16 protein-coding genes are annotated in these 20,109 nt (G+C 58.7%); 7 read left to right on the top strand and 9 right to left on the bottom strand.

Features of this window, described 5'->3' with window-relative positions:
• Window positions 1-33: 33 nt before the first annotated feature.
• On the bottom strand, window positions 34-1,164 hold the full coding sequence (gene prfB, locus H2O65_RS02890) for a peptide chain release factor 2 (RefSeq protein WP_182142103.1): 1,131 nt from the start codon (window positions 1,162-1,164) through the stop codon (window positions 34-36).
• A 75-nt stretch (window positions 1,165-1,239) separates the two neighbouring features.
• Here prfB and H2O65_RS02885 point away from each other — a divergent pair, with 75 nt between their 5' ends.
• Window positions 1,240-2,499 carry a phosphotransferase gene (locus H2O65_RS02885; protein ID WP_259349601.1) on the top strand — a complete coding sequence of 420 codons (1,260 nt, stop codon included), beginning with the start codon at window positions 1,240-1,242 and terminating at the stop codon, window positions 2,497-2,499.
• Between the two features lie 19 nt (window positions 2,500-2,518).
• On the opposite strand, the gene H2O65_RS02880 is transcribed toward H2O65_RS02885, so the two are convergent.
• Window positions 2,519-6,127: an ATP-dependent DNA helicase gene (locus H2O65_RS02880; RefSeq protein WP_182142101.1), complete on the bottom strand. Its 3,609-nt coding sequence runs from the start codon at window positions 6,125-6,127 to the stop codon at window positions 2,519-2,521.
• Window positions 6,124-9,348 carry a UrvD/REP family ATP-dependent DNA helicase gene (locus tag H2O65_RS02875; RefSeq protein WP_182142100.1) on the bottom strand — a complete coding sequence of 1,075 codons (3,225 nt, stop codon included), beginning with the start codon at window positions 9,346-9,348 and terminating at the stop codon, window positions 6,124-6,126. The genes H2O65_RS02880 and H2O65_RS02875 overlap by 4 nt, the downstream gene beginning before the upstream one ends.
• A 147-nt stretch (window positions 9,349-9,495) precedes the next feature.
• On the opposite strand from H2O65_RS02875, the gene H2O65_RS02870 reads away from it, so the two are divergent.
• Complete coding sequence (locus H2O65_RS02870) at window positions 9,496-9,720, top strand: DUF3107 domain-containing protein (RefSeq protein WP_182142099.1); 225 nt, start codon at window positions 9,496-9,498, stop codon at window positions 9,718-9,720.
• A 36-nt stretch (window positions 9,721-9,756) separates the two neighbouring features.
• Here H2O65_RS02870 and H2O65_RS02865 read toward each other — a convergent pair whose 3' ends face one another.
• On the bottom strand, window positions 9,757-10,389 hold the full coding sequence (locus H2O65_RS02865; RefSeq protein ID WP_182142098.1) for a ferritin-like fold-containing protein: 633 nt from the start codon (window positions 10,387-10,389) through the stop codon (window positions 9,757-9,759).
• A gap of 185 nt (window positions 10,390-10,574) precedes the next feature.
• Here H2O65_RS02865 and H2O65_RS02860 point away from each other — a divergent pair, with 185 nt between their 5' ends.
• Complete coding sequence (locus H2O65_RS02860) at window positions 10,575-12,092, top strand: DEAD/DEAH box helicase (protein ID WP_259349565.1); 1,518 nt, start codon at window positions 10,575-10,577, stop codon at window positions 12,090-12,092.
• A gap of 93 nt (window positions 12,093-12,185) precedes the next feature.
• Here H2O65_RS02860 and H2O65_RS02855 read toward each other — a convergent pair whose 3' ends face one another.
• On the bottom strand, window positions 12,186-12,833 hold the full coding sequence (locus H2O65_RS02855) for a MarC family protein (protein WP_220458775.1): 648 nt from the start codon (window positions 12,831-12,833) through the stop codon (window positions 12,186-12,188).
• Window positions 12,830-13,678, bottom strand: coding sequence for a PHP domain-containing protein (locus H2O65_RS02850; protein WP_182142097.1), 849 nt, complete (start codon window positions 13,676-13,678; stop codon window positions 12,830-12,832). The genes H2O65_RS02855 and H2O65_RS02850 overlap by 4 nt, the downstream gene beginning before the upstream one ends.
• Window positions 13,679-13,743: 65 nt before the next feature.
• Here H2O65_RS02850 and H2O65_RS02845 point away from each other — a divergent pair, with 65 nt between their 5' ends.
• On the top strand, window positions 13,744-15,321 hold the full coding sequence (locus H2O65_RS02845; protein WP_182142096.1) for an aminopeptidase P family protein: 1,578 nt from the start codon (window positions 13,744-13,746) through the stop codon (window positions 15,319-15,321).
• A gap of 1 nt (window position 15,322) precedes the next feature.
• On the opposite strand, the gene H2O65_RS02840 is transcribed toward H2O65_RS02845, so the two are convergent.
• Window positions 15,323-16,078 (bottom strand): general stress protein, encoded by a 756-nt coding sequence (locus tag H2O65_RS02840; RefSeq protein ID WP_182142095.1) that lies wholly within the window; start codon window positions 16,076-16,078, stop codon window positions 15,323-15,325.
• A gap of 120 nt (window positions 16,079-16,198) precedes the next feature.
• Between H2O65_RS02840 and H2O65_RS02835 the strand changes: the two genes are divergently transcribed.
• Both H2O65_RS02835 and H2O65_RS02830 read left to right on the top strand, forming a co-directional pair.
• Complete coding sequence (locus tag H2O65_RS02835) at window positions 16,199-17,335, top strand: Mrp/NBP35 family ATP-binding protein (protein WP_182142094.1); 1,137 nt, start codon at window positions 16,199-16,201, stop codon at window positions 17,333-17,335.
• An 85-nt stretch (window positions 17,336-17,420) separates the two neighbouring features.
• The gene (locus H2O65_RS02830; RefSeq protein WP_182142093.1) at window positions 17,421-18,065 is read left to right on the top strand and encodes an O-methyltransferase; all 645 of its coding nucleotides are present in this window, start codon (window positions 17,421-17,423) and stop codon (window positions 18,063-18,065) included.
• Between the two features lie 68 nt (window positions 18,066-18,133).
• On the opposite strand, the gene H2O65_RS02825 is transcribed toward H2O65_RS02830, so the two are convergent.
• Both H2O65_RS02825 and H2O65_RS02820 read right to left on the bottom strand, forming a co-directional pair.
• Window positions 18,134-18,298: a DUF3117 domain-containing protein gene (locus tag H2O65_RS02825; protein WP_182142092.1), complete on the bottom strand. Its 165-nt coding sequence runs from the start codon at window positions 18,296-18,298 to the stop codon at window positions 18,134-18,136.
• Window positions 18,299-18,384: 86 nt separating this feature from the next.
• The gene (locus H2O65_RS02820; protein WP_259349600.1) at window positions 18,385-19,101 is read right to left on the bottom strand and encodes a TIGR00730 family Rossman fold protein; all 717 of its coding nucleotides are present in this window, start codon (window positions 19,099-19,101) and stop codon (window positions 18,385-18,387) included.
• Window positions 19,102-19,275: 174 nt separating this feature from the next.
• Here H2O65_RS02820 and H2O65_RS02815 point away from each other — a divergent pair, with 174 nt between their 5' ends.
• A complete protein-coding gene (locus H2O65_RS02815) occupies window positions 19,276-20,094 on the top strand; it encodes a purine-nucleoside phosphorylase (protein WP_182142091.1) in 819 nt (272 codons plus the stop codon).
• The last annotated feature ends 15 nt before the right edge of the window (window positions 20,095-20,109 follow it).

Raw genomic sequence — 20,109 nt, 5'->3', positions numbered from 1 at the left:
TCAGCGGCGCGCCCTCGTGTGCTGATTTTGCGCTCAGGCACCAAACTGTTCTTTTTGACTGTTCTTCCTCCAACGGATTCCCGCATCAATGAAGTCATCTAAGTCCCCGTCAAAAACAGCCTGGGTATTGCCCGATTCATGCTCCGTCCTCAAGTCTTTGACCATCTGGAAAGGCTGCAGAACGTACGAGCGCATCTGATCACCCCAAGAAGCCTTGACATCGCCCTTCAGTTCATCCTTCATGGCCTTTTCTTCCTCATGACGAAGGATGAGTAGTCTGGACTGGAGGACACGCAGTGCTGCCGCACGGTTCTGGATCTGCGATTTCTCGTCCTGCATTGAGACAACTATGCCAGTGGGGATATGCGTCATTCGCACTGCAGAGTCCGTCGTGTTCACAGACTGACCTCCTGGACCTGAGGAACGGAAGACATCGATCTTCAGCTCGGTTTCAGGAATATCGACCTCGTCCGTGGTTTCAATCAGGGGGATTATCTCCACTGCCGCAAAACTGGTTTGACGTCTCCCCTGATTATCAAATGGACTGATGCGGACCAGTCGGTGGGTTCCCACTTCCACAGAGAGTGTGCCGTAGGCATAGGGCGCCTCAACCTCGAAAGTTGCCGACTTTATTCCTGCACCTTCCGCATAGGATGTGTCGAGGACGCGAGTCTTGTAGCCCTTGCGTTCAGCCCACCTCAAGTACATACGCATGAGCATTTGAGCGAAGTCTGCAGCGTCAACCCCGCCCGCACCGGACCGAATAGTCACGACAGCGTGCCGTTCGTCGTACTCACCGTCCAGCAGGGTTCGGATCTCCAACTCAGCTACATCGGCCTCAAGGGCACCCAAATCAGTCTGCGCCTCTGCAAGGAGTTCGCGTTTTTCGTCCTCGTCGGACGACTCTTCAGCCATTTCAACAAGAACTTCAAGGTCATCGATGCGTGCGACTGTCCGATCAAGACGTTCAAGGTCGGACTGCATGTGACTGAGCTCCGAGGTCACCTTCTGAGCCTCATCAGCATCATCCCAAAGGTCGGGGGCAGCTGCGGCCTCAGACAACCTCGCAATCTCAGACTTCAGGAAGTCAGGATTGGAGACAGCCACGATGTTACCCATGGTGGTTCGCAGTGCGGCGATGGCGGAAGAAAAGTCAGTACTCACACGTGAAGCCTAACCGATGCCAATTCGGGGTGTGATCCACTCTTCGCTCGGTCCGCACGATAGCGTTAGGCAGTGATGTCTGAATCCAAGAATGTCCAGCCAGTATCGGAACTCGAACTTGCGGCTCTGAGCTCCGCCGCGATGCCATCCATTCAGGTGAGGGGAATAAGGGGAGCAATGCAGTCATCTGACTCTGGTCAATGGCTGTCCCTTGTCGACGCTCTTGGCGATTCATGGCTTTCCTGGGCCCCGGCCCATGCGTGGAGCGACAAGAAGGAGGAGCGTTTCGTTAGGACTACCGACTTCTTGAAAGACGCACAGGCAGACCGGAAACTCCCTTTCGAGACGCCAGTATTGGAGGGAGAGATCCGTCGCAATGGTGGAGGCACCGTAATGGTCTTTCGCCATCCCGGCGGCGCAGCGCTCACTAACGAGAACCTTTCCGTAGCAGGCCTTCTCCCCAAGTCACTTGGATCATCTTTGGCGGCGCTTCACGAGCTGGAGGCGACCCAATTTGCGCGCATCTGTGGACAGTACGCAGATGCCGAGAGAACACGCCGTGCTCTCAAGCAGCTCGTCGATAGGCATGTGAGCGCGATCCCTGCGCGATTGAGGTCCAGGTGGCTTGACGCGCTCAGTGAAGACTCACTTTGGGTCTTTCAACCAGTCCCACTCCACGGCTCCTTATGCTCTCAAGATGTGTATGTGGCCCCCGGCGGAGCAGTGCTGGGAATCTTCGGGTTTGATTCTGCGGCAGTTGGGGACCCAGCGCAGGACATGGCATGGCTGATGCTATATGCATCAGATGCGTTCCTAAGCTCATTTGAATCGGCATACGCTTTAGCCAGGAAATCTCCCGACTTGCATGTACTTGCCCGCGCAACGCTGCTTGCGGAACTTGAGACTCTCAGGTGGTACGCGCGCGGAGTCGCATGTGAGGACCGTGAATGGCGACGAGCCGGTGTGCAGGCGCTTCGAGACATGGACTCTGAGATTGGCGACCACAGGTTGGTACCCAAACGGCAAGAGGTTGTTGAGATCGCCTTCACCGTGGAAGAGGAGCCCCTAATGCGGTTGCAGCAGACTGAACCCGGGACTGGCTCCGGGCCACGTTCGAGGTGGCAGGCACAAGAAACAGAGGTGATTGTGCCCTCAGCGCAGAGTCCTCGAAGAATTGGCTTGGGTGGCACTCAGGAGACAGCTGAGGATCAGGAACATGCCACCGGCGCTTATGACCCATTTCCGCATCAGTCAGCTCGATCAGCAGGAACCCACCCAACCGGGGCGGAGCCCACGTGGGATTCAGACCAGACCGGCAGCATCGAAGTCCCCTAACGGCGCCCCGGTGAACCTTCTACATCTGAGCAGGGTCCTCGCCCACAATTTCAGCTTCTGACACCCACCAGGTGCCCCCCGGGTAGATGAAAACTAGTGCACACGTCAAAGAGGAATTATCGGCTTCTGCACGGTCAGCCCATGCCTGCCGGTAATAGCCCAGTTGGGTCCCATAGCGCTTGCGTTCCTGCGCACTCAGTGAGGTTTTCTTGCGCGAGGACGTCTTCCAATCGATCAACATATAGTCGCCACTTGAGTCCCGCAAGACCGCATCGATTCGACCACGGACTATCCGCCCCCGTTGAGTGACCGTGAAGGGAACTTCAACCGCGACAACCTCATATTGAGTTAGGTCAATCGCTTCTGCCGACGTCCTCAGCTCAGAAAAAAGCTCATACTCATCCGGACTGAGCACGCCGCTGCCACGCTCGCCTTCTTCGCCGTCGGGATTGGCAGCCGCGACGGAAAGCCGCCGTAACTTCCTCTCTAACCAGGAATGAAGCAGTGTTCCAACCAGCGCCGATTGGCCCGGTTTGGCAGGTACCGGCCTCAACATATCGCGAGCACCAACCTGGGGATCCACCGCAAACCCAGCAATCTCGGTGACTGAAAGTGGACGTAACAAGGCAACGCGATCTAGGACACCGTCTCCGCTGAGATTCTGCTCAATACCCTTTTGCCATGCCTCTTCATGATCACGCTCCGCAAGGAGCAACTCGGTCGTTTTTGCTAAGAGTTGGTCGGATAGGGACGCAAGACTTTCCGACCGACTGGCAGTCTGGTTGTCATCACTCGTGAATGCTTCGATAACGCGGGCTGCCGCCTGCTCGCCTTGCCGTCGCACGGGACCCGGATCCCGCGGGAACACCGTTGACTCGCCGCGGCGAGTCAACGACTCCCATTCCTCGCGGGGAGGAAGGGGGGCAAGCTCGCCCATGGTGAGAGCAGGAACAGCTGCGGACTTCCCACGATGCCCATTGCTGTTGCTGGGAACGGAAAAGTCATGGGGACTACCATCAAGGAAGTCGCGCCAGGCCGGACCGCTGTTCACCCCGGTGGCACTCTTCGCCGCTGCAAAAAGCTCCGCCATGAATACGGACGGAAAACGAGGTGTCACACCATCCCCGAACCAAGAGCCAATCAACAGTAGTGCGCGCTTTGCTCGGGTCACAGCAACATAAGCGAGTCTGCGTTCCTCATCCTGGAGGTACTGGCCAACCTCTTCTTTGAACTCCGCAGCCATTGCACCTCCGGATCTGGACATGTCCCATATTTGCGGATCCGGAAGATGGGCGTGGTCATCCCGGAGCGGATATGGCAGAACACCCGCATCCTGCCACCAGCCCATTGCGGGAGCAGGAATCTGTGGAGGCTTGGTGACACCCTTTGACGTAGTTGAGCCCTTTCCCCTTGTACTGGGAAAGCGACTAGCTGCCACATCGACCAGGGCTACTGCATCCCATTCGAGTCCCTTTGAGGCATGAATGGTCATGACTTGGACAGCATTGGGATCGATGTTGACGGACGGAACAGAAAGACCCCGCTCCTTTTTCTCCACTGCATCCAGCCAGGTGAGAAATGCTCCCATGGTTGCCCTTTGAGCTCCGGCCTCATACTCAAGTGCGACATCAGCAAAGACATCCAGGACTGCTGTGACATCTTCAGAGGTCGGATCCGCCGCTGCCTCCTGGTCCAATCCCAGCAGACTTCTGGCTTCCTGAATCTGCTCTGCCAGACCCATCGTGGACCACGACCGGAGATTGCGCAGTCGCATCCCGAGGCGTGCAACGCGCCGTGCCCCAACCTCGCTGAGGCCCTTAATCGGAACACCTTGGGAGCAGGCATCAACTGCATCGAGCAGTAGAGGCGCCTCACGCTCCGAAGCTCGGCCCACCTGCCCCTTGTCCTTTGAATGCTGCAACTCCGCTTCAGGTGTCGAATGCTGGGACCGGTCGCCTGAGGGCAAACTGCGCCGGAAGGAAAGTGCTCTCGCATAGTTCCCTAGGGCTCGAAGGTCCCCTGCACCAAGGTCAAGGTGGGTTAGTAGTCTTAGAAGCTGCGCAGACTTGCCGACGTCGTTAGATATCTCTAGGGCTGCCCTGAGGTCCCGTATCACCGGATGTCCAAGCAAAGAGTCCCCACCAACGATCTGTGCAGGCACTCCGGCCTCACGAAGGGCGGTTACTACCGGCTGCAAAGCGGCCCTCGTTCGGGACAGAACTGCAACCGAAGCAGGCGTGTGACCGTCATCGGCAGAGAACTTCTCACGGGACTGCTTGACGAACTCAACTGTGCGTAGCAACGCTTCGCTGTCTGTGACGGTAAAGACTGCCTGTGATGAACCCACGCCAGCGTGACTTCGAGATTGAAGTTGTGGAAGAACCACCTCGGACCCCTCATTTTTCCGTGAGGTGCGCGCATAGGTTGGGACTTTCGCAAGCGGCGCCGCCAGGACATTAGCAGCCCGAAGAATAGCTTGGTCGTTACGCCAAGCAGTCGACAGAGTCAGTGTCTTTTCAGGTACAGCCCCCCTGTTGAACCTAGGATGAAACTCCTCAAGTGAAGCCGCGGAAGCGCCACGCCAACCATAAATCGCCTGATTGGGGTCACCCACCGCGGTGACCGGGTGGTCTCCGAAGAGGGATGCCAAGAACCGCATCTGCGCAACAGAGGTATCTTGAAACTCATCCAGAAAGACCACTTTGTGGCGTTCTCGGAGTTCTTCGCGCACTGCTGGAAACTCTTCGACTATCCGTATCGCCGCACTGACTTGGTCGGCATAGTCCATTTGCCCCATGGCTTGTTTACGTTGATCGAAGACCTCGATCATTTTGAGTAGTTCGAGGCGCTGAGATACTGTTTGCTGACCCGGAACATAGAAGGACTTGGTGAAAGACCTCTTTCCTTCAAGGCGAGCACTCTCAAACTGTCCATAAAGCCTTAGGAGTCCGGCACGTGCCTGCTCGACAGTCATCGCTTGATTTGCAATGGCATCCCTGAGGCCTAGCGCCCTCTCAACGACCGTCGCCTCTGAATCTTCCTTTGCAAGGTCTTCACGCCACGACGCCACAACCTCGCTCATGAGTTGCCATGCTGCGGCTTCCCCCATATGGGACACCTGAGGGTCGAACCCCGCTGCCCCACCGAACTCTTGCACGATGCCAAGTGCAAATGCGTTGTATGTCGTTGCCTCTGGAACGTGACTGAAGTCCAACCGTGAAGCCAAGCCTGCACCCGCCGAGGCTCCCCCACCGCTCTCTTGGCAGATATCGGCCCATGACTGAAGTCGATCCCGAAGCCTCTGCGACAGCTCCCCCGCTGCCTTCCGGGTAAACGTCAGGCCAAGTATGCTCTCTCCGGGGATGCCGTAGTGTGCTGCGATATACGTGGCGCGCAGTGACAGGGTCTCTGTTTTTCCTGACCCTGCCCCGGCGACAACAAGCAGCGGAAGCCCCCGCTCGACACCGTCAACTTCGCTGAAGGGCGGATACTCTGCGATTGCTGCCTGCTCGGAAGTAGGTGTCTGCAAACCAAGTGTCCGAATCAACTCTGCTAGAGAAGGTGACCCCGGCTTCTCACTTGGCGGCGCTCCAACATGTGCGTCGCACCCAAGAGCGTGTTCCCTCATTCGCTGCTCCTTGTCGAGTCGGCCTGGGCAGGACAAACATGCCGAAAGGCACAAGACCGACAGAGGGAAGCCTCCGGACGAGCCAGCAGGCGCTTACCACCCAACTGATCACCCAGGTCTCGAAGAAGACCCTTCGTCTCACCAATCTGTTCCTGATCGAATGCTTCCTGTGCCTTCAGCGGGCTGTCGCTTCGCAGTGCTAGCAATGCCGCGCCGCCCGTCTGGTATCCGTCTTCCACTACGCCAACCTGGTAGACGGCAAGCTGCAGGTTGTCCTCGCCTTTGGCCCTGGCGTCTGACTTCCCCGTCTTAACATCAATGACCCGCGCCAAGCCTTCGCCATCGATTTCGATCCTGTCCGCACGCCCCGAGACGAGGACGTCTCCCAGAGGAAACCTCACCGTCTGCTCAGTAAGCACCTCACCTTTGAAAGAAGAAAAGTACTGTCCCATCCGGGTGGCCATGTTGGACATCTCAGAAAATGCCCTTCTCTCCCAGTAGGTATCTAGGGTGAGGCCAAGCTGTTCCCAAGCTTGATCTAACGCCAACCTCATCTCCGCAGGCCCTGCATGCGGGTTTTCCTCAGCTAACCTGTGCATGATCGTCCCGATCATTGCCCCATCAAGGTTCCTTGCCTCTGAGTGAAGCTCCTGATTGTGCCCACCTATATCCTGGAGGAACCACTTCAGACCGCAATCGACAGCTGTCTGGATGGACGATGGACCAAGGCGAACGGGTCCCTGTTCCAGCACCGGACTGTCCGTACTTAGCGACCCTCCGGTGTCCCACAGGCCCGGATCTGCTTGATCCACACCTTCACGCCACAAGAGCGCAAGAACGCGTGCAGCCTCCTTTTTCTCATCCGAGGAGCTATTCGTACCGACTAGTCTCCTTCGCATTTGTGAGACAAGTGTCGGAATCGTCAGCGCCGAGCCCACCTGCCCTTCCTGACCGCCCGTCCTCCGCACCTCACCGGCCACGCCTGAGTCAAGAAGATTGGTTATGAAGGCCGAGGGCGAGGAGTCCTCATTGTTCGTGCACAGAAGGTGAACATCCCCCCGTGAACGAGAGATTGCAACCAGGAAGAGTCGCGCCTCATCTACTCTTCGGGATGCAGAAGCAACTGCCCGGTTGAAAGGAACCGCGGCGCTGCGATCTGGCAGGAAGTCAGCAATCCGGGATTCACCCGGCCAACCACGCAGCCGCGCATCATCCAGAATGCCTTCAAGCGTCGGAAGATCACCCAGGCCACGTCTCAGGGGGGAGGGCCACGACCCTTCGTCCAAGCCCGTGACCACAACTGTCTCCCATTCCCTTCCCGCAGCCTGCGTGGGCGTAACAATCCATACGCCAGCTTCGTTGAGGCCGCGTGGAACAAGCGGATCTGTGGCAATGGTTTGCCCAAGGATTTGCTCCGCGAATGTGCGGGCATCTGCCGCCGTCGAACCTTGATCTGCTCTCTCTTGGCTCCACAGGTCCGCCTTGCGGAATAACGCGAGCACACTGTCCAAGTCTTCTGATGCGGCACGCCCGGATGAAGCCCCACGCAGCGCGGAGTCACGGAGTGGTTCCGCCAATCCTGACATGTCCCAAACCATCCATAGCCCCTGTTGCGCAGGCATCGCTGCAGCCGCGGCTCGCACAGACCAGAGCTGCGAGGCCACCTTTAGCTTCCTGAACGAGCCTTGGAGACCGGGTTGAGACGGCACATATCGGCCAGCCTCGATTGCGTCGAACAAGGCACAGATGCCGGAGGGTTCATCGGGTTCAACTTGACCACGAAAGTCTCTCAAGATGCGGAACAAGCCCAGGGAGTCAACCCTGACAAGGGGAGAAACTGCCAGTTCTAACGCTTCCTGGTCGGCTGCTTCGGCAGTCATATCACCATCTTTGATGGTGAGTAGAGACAACATGGAGGAGACCAATGGGACTTTGGAGAGTACAACGGGCCGCTCCCCGCTCTGCACCGGAACTCCGTTCCGTGCCAGAGCACGAGCCACACCATCGACCGCGTCAGCGTGACGCACAACGACCGCCATGTCTTTCCAGTCCACGCCACCAAACAGATGCGAAGCACGGAAGACTGCACTGACCCGCTCCGTCAAGTGCGACTGGGTGGCCAGCGATTCAACAAGAACGCGCTTGGGCGCGTCCCCCTCTCCGGTTTCGCGGTGCTCAGAGTCAAGCACGACCTCCCTACTGATCCGGTCCCGTCTCCGCGGAGTAAACCACCCCTCTACCTCCTGGATCGCCGACGCAACACCTTGAGCCGACCTGTGATTGTCCCGCAGCAGTACCCGAGAGGCTCCGAGTTCTTCTGCGCAGATACGGCCAAGATCTGGAACCCCACCACGGAATGCAGCCACCGCCTCATCTGGGCTTCCTGTGATTACCACCTGAGATCCTGCGGATGCCATCTCTTCCAGTAGGGGGAGCGCGGACCTTGGGAGATCTTGAGAATCGTCGACTATCACCACGCCGGGCAGAGGCTTCGGCGTCACTACCCCCTCAGCTTCCGCGAGCGAATCCCAAACGCGAAGAACTCCCGCGGCGATCAGCGGTATTCGAGCGGCATCGATGTGGGACGAGGAGGTCGTGAAGGCGCTTCGGTCGCCGGCGTAGGCGGCGTAGGCCGTTGCAGCCACTCTCCAGGTCGGCTTCTCAAACTCAACACCAAGAAGTCCCAGATCCCCTGGAAGCAGTCCCGCCTGCCCGCAGCGCGCCATTATGTTGCGCACCTCCATGCGGAACTGGGAACTTCGGAGCACCACTTCTGGAACTTCCCGCCGCGCAACCTCACTTGCCTCCAAGAAGGTTGCAAGCCAAGCGTCCTCATCGGCACCGGAAAGCATCACCGGCCGCTCGAGTGCATCCTCTCTCTCAACCAACCACAGCCCCAGAATCAGGTAGGCGTAAGAGCTAAGGGACCTCACTAAACGGTGGCTCCCATCCGCGCTCAATCCAGACAGTTCCCCTGCAGACCTGCGAGCAAGCAACACCTCAGCCTCACGTGCCCGCCGGCGGTCAGGAACCAAGAACAGGGCGGGTGCCCAGAGTTGATGGTCAACGTTTGCTAGCCGCCTCTGTGCCTCAGTCATTGCGGCCAGCGCAACAGTTGTCTTACCAGTTCCGGGGCCCCCTACGACGTGGACGTGTCCCCCACTGCTCGCGGCATCCACTGCCGCCTGCTGGCAGCCATCAAGAATGACCCCATCCGACATGCCAGACCCCTCTCTCTACAGCACAGGTACTTCGGAAGACCAGAAATCTTTCGCTAGCAGCGAGTATCCCCCACCCCTCCGACATTTCGCGTCTTCGCGGCTCTAGACTTGAGGAAAACACATTTAACGCGCGCGAAAGTGAAGACAATGAAGGTCACATTTAACCTCCGTTCAGGTGTCGGCACACTCTCACTTGAGGTTGCCGGCAATGAGGACGAAATCATGGCCCAGGTAAAAGAGGCCATCGAAACCAATAGCATTCTCGATCTCACCGACACCAAGGGTGACCGCGTTGTCATCCCCGCCTCGATGATCGGCTACGTCCTCGTTCCTACCTCTCAGTCCCACAGGGTCGGGTTCGGACGCGCCTGAAGTCTCTGTGGCCCGCGCCGGAACACCGCACCGACGCTAGGGCTTCAGGTTCACTTCTTGCAAGCGCTCCCTGTAGCGCCGGGTCGCAGACTCAATGATGGCATCTGCGGTCTCTGGGTCAACCGCCAGCTCCGGATAGGTAAACAGTGTTGCCCTTGCCAATCCAAACGTCTCCCCGGCCACCCGTCGCGCCCACAGTGACAACCTCGCGGCGAGTTGGTCGTCCTGGTCGGTAAGCGGACCCAGGTTCTTGACTACCCACGCCCCCTGACCCAAGTCCCAGACGTTGAAGACCTCCGAAAAAACCTGGTGGCGGTCGCTCAGTTCCTGCAGAACGTCCCCAAACACGCTGAAGATCACGTAACTCTTCACACACCGTTCCCACCAGTTTGAGGGCCGGGTGCGTTGATCCAGCTCATCAAACAAACCCGCGTACTGGCCAGCTGCCTCAACAATTGAGAAGCCTCTCTCAGTCGCGTAGGAATCAAGATCACAGAACCGCCTGTAACCCGAGTCCGCGAGGCGCGCCAAATCGACGTGTGCCTGGGTATTCGGCGCCTGGTCGCCGTCTTTGGCAAGCCGCGTCATTGCCGCTAATGCGCAGTAGGCAAACAACCCCACCACGGCGCTTGTACCTGATTTCATTTGGTCTGCATCTTCGCTAGTCATAGTTAAAGACTATAAGCCCACACGATTACGCGCCACGGTCCCGGTAGACTTTGGTCTGGCTGCCCGATCGCTTTGGCGAAAACGGGCTGGGTCCGAAGGTGAAGACCCCTCAACACATGTTGCATGACAGATAATGCGCGATCGGCTGCCTGAACTTGATAACACTCTAGATATTTAAGGCAAACGTGACCCAAGAAACCAGTGCGACCGTTGAGACAACCTTCGCGGACTTTGGAATCCGCAGCGAGATTGTTGACGCGCTCAGCGAAAAAGGTATTGTCAACCCATTTCCAATCCAGGCCCTGACCCTCCCGGTTGCACTCAAACGCAACGATATTATCGGCCAGGCTAAGACCGGCACAGGAAAAACTCTCGGGTTCGGTATTCCCGTGCTTGAAACCGTTGTGGCACCGGGCGAACCGGGCTTCGATAAACTCGCCCACCCCGGCGCGCCGCAAGCGCTGATCATTCTTCCCACCCGCGAACTGTGCAAGCAGGTTGCAGAAGATCTCCGAGCCGCTGCCAAGAACCTCCCCGTCCGCATTATCGACATCTACGGCGGCGTCGCATTTGAACCTCAGGTCAAAGCACTCAAAGACGGTGTTGAGGTCGTGGTGGGTACGCCTGGACGCCTCATCGACCTGGCGAACCGGGGGATCCTTCGACTCAACAACGTCACAACCGTGGTGTTGGACGAGGCCGATGAGATGCTCGACCTCGGATTCCTTCCCGATGTTGAGAAGCTCCTCTCCCAGGTTTCAGGAGCGCGCCACTCAATGCTGTTCTCAGCGACAATGCCGGGCCCTGTGATCACACTTGCCCGCCGCTTCATGCGCCAGCCCACACATATCCGGGCCCAGGATCCCGATGACGAGGGCGCAACCGTTGCGGAGGTGAACCAGTTCGCCTACCGCGCCCACGCCCTCAACAAAGCTGAGGTTCTTTCTCGTATCCTCCAGGCTGATGGACGCGGACGCACCGTGGTTTTCGTCAAGACGAAGCGCACTGCCGCCGCCCTATCAGATGATCTGGAAGGGCGGGGTTTTGCAGTCGGGTCCCTCCACGGTGACCTGGGTCAAGGCGCTCGTGAGCGCGCTCTGCGCGCCTTCAAGAACGGCAAGGTTGACGTCCTCGTCGCCACCGATGTCGCAGCACGTGGCATTGACGTCAACGACGTAACACACGTCATCAACTACCAGTGCCCCGAGGATGAAAAGACCTATCTTCATAGGATCGGTCGAACTGCACGTGCGGGCAAGAAGGGCACTGCCGTCACTTTCGTCGACTGGGATGACGTGCCACGTTGGGGCCTCATCTCCCGCACCCTCGACCTCGACATTGCCGAGCCAGTCGAGACCTACCACACGTCAGAACACCTCTATGAAGACCTCGGCATCGATCCGAACGTGACCGGACGTCTTCCACGATCACAGCGAACCAGAGCAGGTTTGGACGCAGAAAAGATCGAGGACGTCGACGGAAAGGGCGGCGACTCTACTCCCGGTCGAGGACGCAACGGCGGCGGCTCCGGTCGAGGACGCTCCGGCGATGGACGAAGCGGAAGAGGTGGACGAGGCAACGCTAACGGTGGGGGCAGAGGCAACCGCGGTGAGAAGCAGTCCACGGACGCACCAACCTCGCAGCGCAGACCTCGCAAGAGGACGCGCAAGTCTTCTTCGTCTGGCTCGACACCTAGCGAGTAGTAGGCACGGGGGCTGTGGCTAACCTTCTCACCACAGCCTCCTCCACACCGGAGGATTCAAAGACCACCGACAGCCCCTTTTATCAAGAGCTGGCTACCCCATGGCCCCCGATTGGAATGCAGCAACGAAGTGGAATGCCGCGTCGACCACAAGCTGGGTGGCGATTGCAGCGAGCAGGACACCGGAAATCTTCGTGAGCACCAAGACCCCGTTGTCGCCAAGTATCTTGGCCAAACCCACTGACCACCGCATTGTCAGGTAGATGACGACGTGCATGAGAACCACGGCAGTCAGCACTGCAACCCAGCCTGCGATAGTCCCACCACCCTGGTTGACTGAAACCATAACGGCAACAATCGCACCCGGACCTGCAAGAAGCGGGGTGCCGAGAGGAACCATCGCGACGTTGGTGTTGGTCTCCCCATCAGATTCGCCGTATTCTCCCTTGCCCATCAGGAGCTCCATGGCAACCAGGAAGAGCAGGATACCGCCGGAAAGCTGCAGCGAATCCATAGAGATCTGCAGACCCTGGAGAAGGTACTTGCCTGCGACGGCGAACCCAACGATCACACCGAAAGACGTGAGGGTCGCCTGAAATGCTGCCTTGTTCTTCCGCTGGCGGTCCATGGTGCGCGTCAGCGCAAGAAAAACCGGGACCGTGCCGGGCGGATCCATAATCACGAATAGCGTGATGAAAGTGGTTGCCAAGAGCGGCAATGAAATTATGACATCCAGACTCAACTGCGAACTACCTTCGACGTACCCTGTGCTTCGATCTCAGCCAAAATATACGGGTCCAGACTGTTTTCTCCCAAAAAATTCGGCTTACCTGTGCCGTGATAGTCAGAACCACCCGTCATGAAAAGGGCGTGTGAAGCCGCCAGACGCTCGACAGTTTCGCGCCCTACCGCGTCGTGATCACGATGGTCCCTCTCAATCCCAAAAAGGCCCGCCTGTGCCATCTCGGCAACCAGATCCTCCGGAACACTCCAGCCGCGGGTGGATGACTGTGGATGCGCGAGGACGGGGACCCCTCCCGCTTGACGTATCAGTTCCACGACCTCGGTGGGGCTGGCCACCTTCTGAGGAACGTAGTACGGGCCGTTGGGATGAAGCGCCCACTCGAAGGCCGCACTGCGGTTCGGGAAATAGCCCTGTAGCACCAACTCATCTGCCAGATGCGGCCGGCCCAACGCCGCGTCACCGGCCCTTTCCTTGAGGGCCTCCCAGTCCAGGAGAGGGTAGTCAGCAGCCAGGTTGCTCGCCATCCGTGCGAGTCGCGTGCTTCGCTCCCGGCGAGCGTCCTCGAACAAAAGATTGAGAGAATGGTCTTGCGGATCCATGAGGTATCCAAGGATGTGGACCGAATTACCCTGGTAGACGGCTGAGACTTCAACACCCAGCAGCAGTCCCACACCGTGACGTCGCGCAGCTTCTACGGCTTCTGCCCAACCCTGTGTTGTGTCGTGGTCGGTTATGCCCACGACGTCAAGCCCCGCACTTTTTGCCGCCAGCACCAGGCCCTCTGGCGTGTCCGTACCGTCCGAATGCAGGGTGTGGGCGTGGGGATCAATTAGAGAAGCCATAGAGCTCATACTACGGGTCGACCTTGGGTGCTAATGCGAGTTGGCAAGCGTGGGAAGATAGGACCATGACTGACAAGAATTCTCCCCAATCCCCCGCTTCACCAGACAGTTCACCCAAGGATGGCGAACAGGCACTCGAGGAGCGTGTCAATAACCGCTCCCATCGCCCCTCTTCGGAGGCATTCCGAGAGTTCATGGCTAGCAGTTGGGGTGACCGCACGCCACTGGGACTCGCCCGAACAGGGGCTGCCGACTTCGTTGAAGATCGCCACCAGAAAATCGGGAAGGTGTTCGAGGGCGAACGGCTGGTAGTCCCAGCCGGCGGCTTGAAGGTTCGCAGCAACGATACGGACTATCGCTTCAGGGCCCATTCCGCATTCGCGCACCTCAGCGGCCTCGAGGGCGAAATGGAACCCGATGCAGTACTAGTTCTTCACCCCAACGGTGAGGAAAACCAAGACAGCGACGCAACACACGAGGCAATCCTCTACTTTGTCCCCCGCGCCTCTCGCACCTCAGAGGAATTCTACGCCGATTCACGCTACGGAGAATTCTGGGTAGGCGCCCGGCCATCTCTCGCGGAAATGCAAGCAGCGACAGGTATCCGCTGTGAACATATCGATACGCTGAAGGACGCCCTCGCAAAAGATGCTGGTGCCGTCCAGATCCGCGTTGTCACGAACGCTGACAGCCAGGTTGAGGCGCTTGTGAATGAGGTTCGGGAGCAGGCGGGTCTTCCCACTGGAGAGGATGCGCGCCAGGCTGACGACGCACTGACCGAAACGCTTAGCGAACTGCGCCTCACCAAAGACCGCTACGAGGTCCGGGAGATGGAGAAGGCAGTGGCTGCAACCAAGGCCGGCTTCGAGAGCATTATCCGCTCCCTGCCACGGACGATTGGCCACCCCCGCGGGGAACGCGTGATCGAAGGCGCCTTCGCATCCGTCGCTCGCGAGTACGGGAATGGGCTGGGCTACGAAACAATCGCGGCCTCGGGCAACCATGCCAACACGCTGCACTGGATGGACAACTCTGGGACTGTGGAGGCAGGCGACCTCGTACTTGTCGATGCGGGTGTTGAACTGGACTCTCTCTACACGGCTGACATCACCCGAACACTCCCCGTCAGTGGGCATTACAGCGCCACGCAGGCCGAAATCTACGATGCTGTTATCGAGGCCGCCGACGCGGCTTTCGAGCGGGCAAAGGAACCCGGCGTCCGCTTCCGCAACTTGCATGAGGCCGCCCAGGAAGTACTAGCCCGTCACCTCGCCGAGTGGGGTGTTCTCCCAGTCTCTGTTGAAGAATCGCTGTCACCTCAGGGTCAGCAGCACCGCCGGTGGATGCCCCATGGAACATGCCACCACCTGGGAATGGACGTTCACGACTGCGCCCAGGCGCGCCAGGAGATGTACCAGGACGGCCTGCTGGAAGAGGGAATGGTTTTCACAATCGAACCCGGCCTCTACTTCCGCGCCGATGATCTTGCCGTCCCAGCGGAGTTCCGTGGCATCGGGGTGCGGGTCGAGGACGATATTGTCATGGATGCCCTCGGCAAACCACGCAGGCTCAGTGAGGATATTCCGCGGGTGCGCGAGGATGTTGAAGAATGGATGAAAGAAGTCCAGTCTCGCAGGGATTAACCTACGCCGGGTTGTCGTCCTTGGGGTCCCCACCGACATGAGGATCGGCCTGAGTCGAACCTTCGGGCACCTCAAGGCGAACACCAAACCGCGGAACCTCATCGCGTCGTGAGCCGTACTCGGTTGGCTTGAGTGGATCGACCTGTGGGTCCTGCTGGGCGGGTACCTCCGGTGACACCTGTGACCAACGCGGGTCCCCAGGTGTGGGCTCCTGCGGAGTTGCAACGACTTGGTGACGGGGATACTCCTCACGACGAACAGGGCGCCGGGGACTGCTTGTAAGGTTGCCCGGCATGCCGCTCAGGAGGGTGAACGCACGGTCAGGCATTTCGGAGACCAGCACCGCGTACCGACTGGCAACCAGGGTGCTCTGCGCGGCAAAACTTCCCCGGTTCTTGCGCAGTGCCCACGAAATCATCGTGATGAAAACGCCCAGAAGGATGCCCACGACTATGAGTATCGCGGGGATGATGGCCCCGGCCTGCGGGTAAAGCAGCAGGGAGAACAAGGCCATCAGAAGTCCCCAGGTCAGACCCTGCGTCGCTCCCGTGAGTGCAACCCGGGCAGGGGTCATTCGCCCCAGGATCTGTTCGGCCATGTGCAGATCTGAACCGACTATCGTCACACTGGTGAGAGGAAAGTGCTCCTCAGAGAGCTTCTCAACCGCCGCCGTTGCTTCTGCATGCGTACGAAACGCGGCAACCTCGGTTCCCACGGGCATCTGGGGCGAGCGTGAAGAGACAATGTTGCGTGGCATGTCAGTTTCCTTACCTGTTATATAGGTCCACCATAGTTTCCCGCGGGCTTGCGTACACAATGGCTTCGCCCTTAGCTTGGCGGATGAGGACGATCGGCCCCGCTCCTCTAAGCTGGTCGCATGACCGTACATGAAGCCGCTGTAATGGAAGCCTTGGAACGAGTGATCGATCCGGAGATCCACCGCCCTCTACCTGACTTGGGGATGATCAAAGGGATAGACATTGACGGAGGCCGCGTCACGGTTCACGTACTGCTAACGACCTCGGGCTGCCCCCTGCGCGGGACAATCACCGCAGACGTCGAAGAGGAAGTTGGGAAGGTCGAGGGCGTCGAGGGCGTCGAGGTGACAATGGGCGTCATGGACGACGACCAAAAGAAGGCTTTGCGAGAGAAGCTAACTGGTCACGCCGAACGTGAGATCCCATTTACGAAGGCGGATAGCCTCACTCGCGTCATTGCAGTCACTTCCGGTAAGGGTGGCGTTGGTAAGTCCTCAATCACCGCCAACATGGCTGTGGCACTTGCGGGCCAAGGCCTCAAAGTTGGGGTACTTGACGCGGATATCTACGGATTCTCCCTTCCACGCATGCTGGGGATCACCCACGAGCCGCAGTCCATTGATGGAATGATCGTCCCGCCCATCGGAACGGACGGGGTCAAGGTCATTTCGATTGGAATGTTTGTGCCAGAGGGGCAACCCATTATTTGGCGCGGACCAATGCTGCACCGCGCGCTCCAGCAGTTCTTGGCTGATGTTTTCTGGGGGGACCTAGATGTCCTCCTCATCGACATGCCTCCGGGTACAGGGGACGTTGCAATTTCTATTGCCCAGCTCCTTCCCAACGCTGAGATCCTCATTGTCACCACACCACAGATCGCGGCAGCCGAGGTCGCAGAACGCTCCGGCTCCATTGCGACACAAACGCGCCAGCGGGTCATCGGCGTCGTTGAGAACATGGCTTACCTTACTCAAGCCGACGGTTCACGACTGGAGATCTTTGGTTCAGGCGGTGGCGATACTGTCAGCGCGCACCTTGGTGCCCTACTCGGCTACCAGGTGCCTCTGCTTGCCCAGGTACCCCTCGATATAGCGCTCCGCGAGGGCGGAGACAGCGGGGTGCCAATTGCTTCGAGCACCGCGGCCCACCACGCTTCCCCAACGGCTACGGAGCTACGTACCCTCGCGGCCAAACTTGCCGAGCACAGTCGAGGCCTAGCGGGCCGGCCCCTTGGAGTGGCTCCCGTACGCCGCTAGTTTCACCGTGTTATTGGCTGAGTTCACTCACATCGCCCTCGCGTCAAGGTAGCCTGGCCCTAAGCCAACTCGGGAAGAGGAAGACATGTCTGTTGCGAAGAATGACATCTGGGTCTACTGCGAAGACTACGTGACTGAGCCGGCTGTTATTGCTGCCGCCAGAGAGGTTGCTATCGAACTGGGAGCTGACCCTGTATCGGCAGCAACAGGCGCGTTCCTCCACTCGGTCGCGGCGATGCGCAATGCCAAGGCAGTGGTCGAGATCGGCACTGGTGCGGGAGTATCCGGACTGTGGACCCTGTCTGGGATGAACCCCAAGGGGGTCCTCACAACCATTGACCCCGAAGTTGAGTTCCAGCAATCTGCTGCCATGGCGTTCCGGGCCGCCCAGGTCCCTTCGTCTCGGACTCGCTTCATTAACGGGCGTGCTCTGGACGTGTTGCAGCGCTTGGCCGACTCCTCCTACGACATGGTCACAATTGATGCACTCCCCGAAGAGACCGGCCAGTACGTGAGTCATGCACTTCGCCTGCTCCGCCCCGGTGGAGCGCTGGTGATACCCAACGCTCTGTGGTTCGGTAATGTCGCAAACCCAGCGCGCAGGGACCCGCACACGGTTGCGCTACGTGAGGTGACGAAGACCCTCCTTGAGTCGGAAGACTTCCTGACGTGCCTGATTCCAACCGGCGATGGTGCCCTCTTGGCTGTCCGGCCCGCCCCAGCAATTTAGCTTCACACCCAATACAAAGAGGCGATACGCAAACCTGCGCATCGCCTCTTACTTATAGCCTTTGGTGTCTAGACTGCGTCCTGCAATGCTTGCGCCAGCTCCGCGGCTTCGTCCGGGGTCAGCTCAATAACCAGACGCCCACCACCTTCGCTCGGGATGCGCATGATGATTCCGCGCCCCTCCTTGGTGGCTTCTAGTGGTCCGTCACCGGTTCTTGGCTTCATCGCTGCCATCGAAAACCCCTCCGCTTCCTTGATGCGTTAGCTACGCCATTTGCTCCGCATCCATTCTACGCGGATTGCGAATAGATTGCCCTGAGTTAGGATTTATCTGCGCCGTTGTGCATGCCGTCGATGCTGTCCCAAATGTGCGCAGTCGCCTCTTCCGCCGTGTCCACAACCTTGAAGTAGTCTGTGTCCCCCACGTTGATCATTCCTTGCTCTGCTAACGTATCGTTCAGCCAGCCCACCAAAGGTGCCCAGTAGTCCCGTCCGACGAGGGCGATTGGGAACCAGTCAATCTTTCCGGTTTGGACCAAGGTGACGGCCTCGAACAGCTCATCCAGCGTTCCGAATCCACCGGGAAGAACGATGAACCCCCTCGCGTAGCGAACAAACATCACCTTGCGCACGAAGAAGTACTTGAAGTTGATTCCAAGGTTGACCCACTGGTTCATTCCCTGTTCAAATGGCAGTTCAATGCCCAGCCCAACGGAAACACCATCTGCCTGGTACGCACCTTTGTTTGCCGCCTCCATTACGCCGGGACCGCCACCCGTTATGGTTGCGAAGCCGTTCTCAGCAATAAGGCGTCCAATTTCTTCCGCCATTTGGTAGTAGGGCGAATCCTGCGGTGTTCGCGCGGAGCCGAACACAGAGACCGCATTCGTGATGCTCCGCAAGGCAGAGAAACCTTCGACAAACTCCGCCTGCATTCGCATGACTCGCCACGGGTCTTCCGTTCGTGACTGCAGAAGCTTCTGGTCAGCCATGTCGCTGGGCAACTCCCTGCCGCGCATGATTACGGGACCACGCATGTGTACTTTTGCGTTCTTAGCCAAAGCTCCCCCTCGAGTAAGAATGTCGGTCTTTAGATCCAAGCGCATGGACTTGTTCGCGCGTGTAGCGACACGCAAAGTAGCCAGATTCCACATTCCGCCGCGCCAAGCAAAACTACCCATCGCGCACCCAAACACGGTAGATTCGCCGCTATGACCAAAGAAGATCTAACTACAGGCCCATTCGACCTCGCAGCGCAAGCAGCTGAGGCGATCAAGGCCCACTCAGGTATACAAACGTACGATATTGCTCTTGTGCTTGGCTCCGGCTGGGGAGGCGCGGCAGACCTCATCGGTGAAACGATTGATGAGATTGATGCCGCCCAGGTCCCAGGGTTCTCAGCCCCCGCCGTTGCCGGACACACCGCGACCATGCGCACTATCCGCATATATGGAAGTGACAAGGTCGCCCTCGTCCTTGGATCAAGGACCCACTACTACGAGGGTAAAGGGGTTCGCGCCGTCGCACATGGGATGCGCACCGCGGCCGCCCTCGGCTGCGACCAGGTCGTCCTCACCAACGGATGCGGCGGTCTCAACGTCGAATGGAAGCCTGGACAGGTCGTCCTCATCAGTGACCACATCAACCTGACGGCAGAGTCTCCCCTAGAGGGCGCCAACTTTGTTGACTTGACGGACCTGTATTCACCGCGTCTGCGCACCCTGGCACGGACAGTGGATGCCTCTCTTCCCGAGGGCGTCTACGTTCAGTTCCGCGGTCCCCACTATGAAACGCCGGCTGAGGTCAATATGGCTCGGGTTATCGGCGGGAACCTGGTGGGCATGTCCACCACGTTGGAGGCCATCGCAGCACGTGAGGTTGGGCTTGAGATTCTCGGGCTGTCACTGATGACTAACCTCGCCGCTGGGATTTCGCCTGAGCCCCTGTCTCACGAAGAAGTTATTGAAGCAGGCGCCGAGGCCGGGCCGCGTATCGCCCGACTTCTCGCCGACGTCGTCCAGAAGATGTAACGCACATGTCTAGAG

It is taken from the genome of Schaalia sp. JY-X169 (assembly GCF_014069575.1).
Lineage (GTDB): Bacteria > Actinomycetota > Actinomycetes > Actinomycetales > Actinomycetaceae > Scrofimicrobium.
The sequence above is the reverse complement of the archived record's forward strand: the minus strand, read 5'-3'. Positions and strand labels throughout refer to the sequence as shown.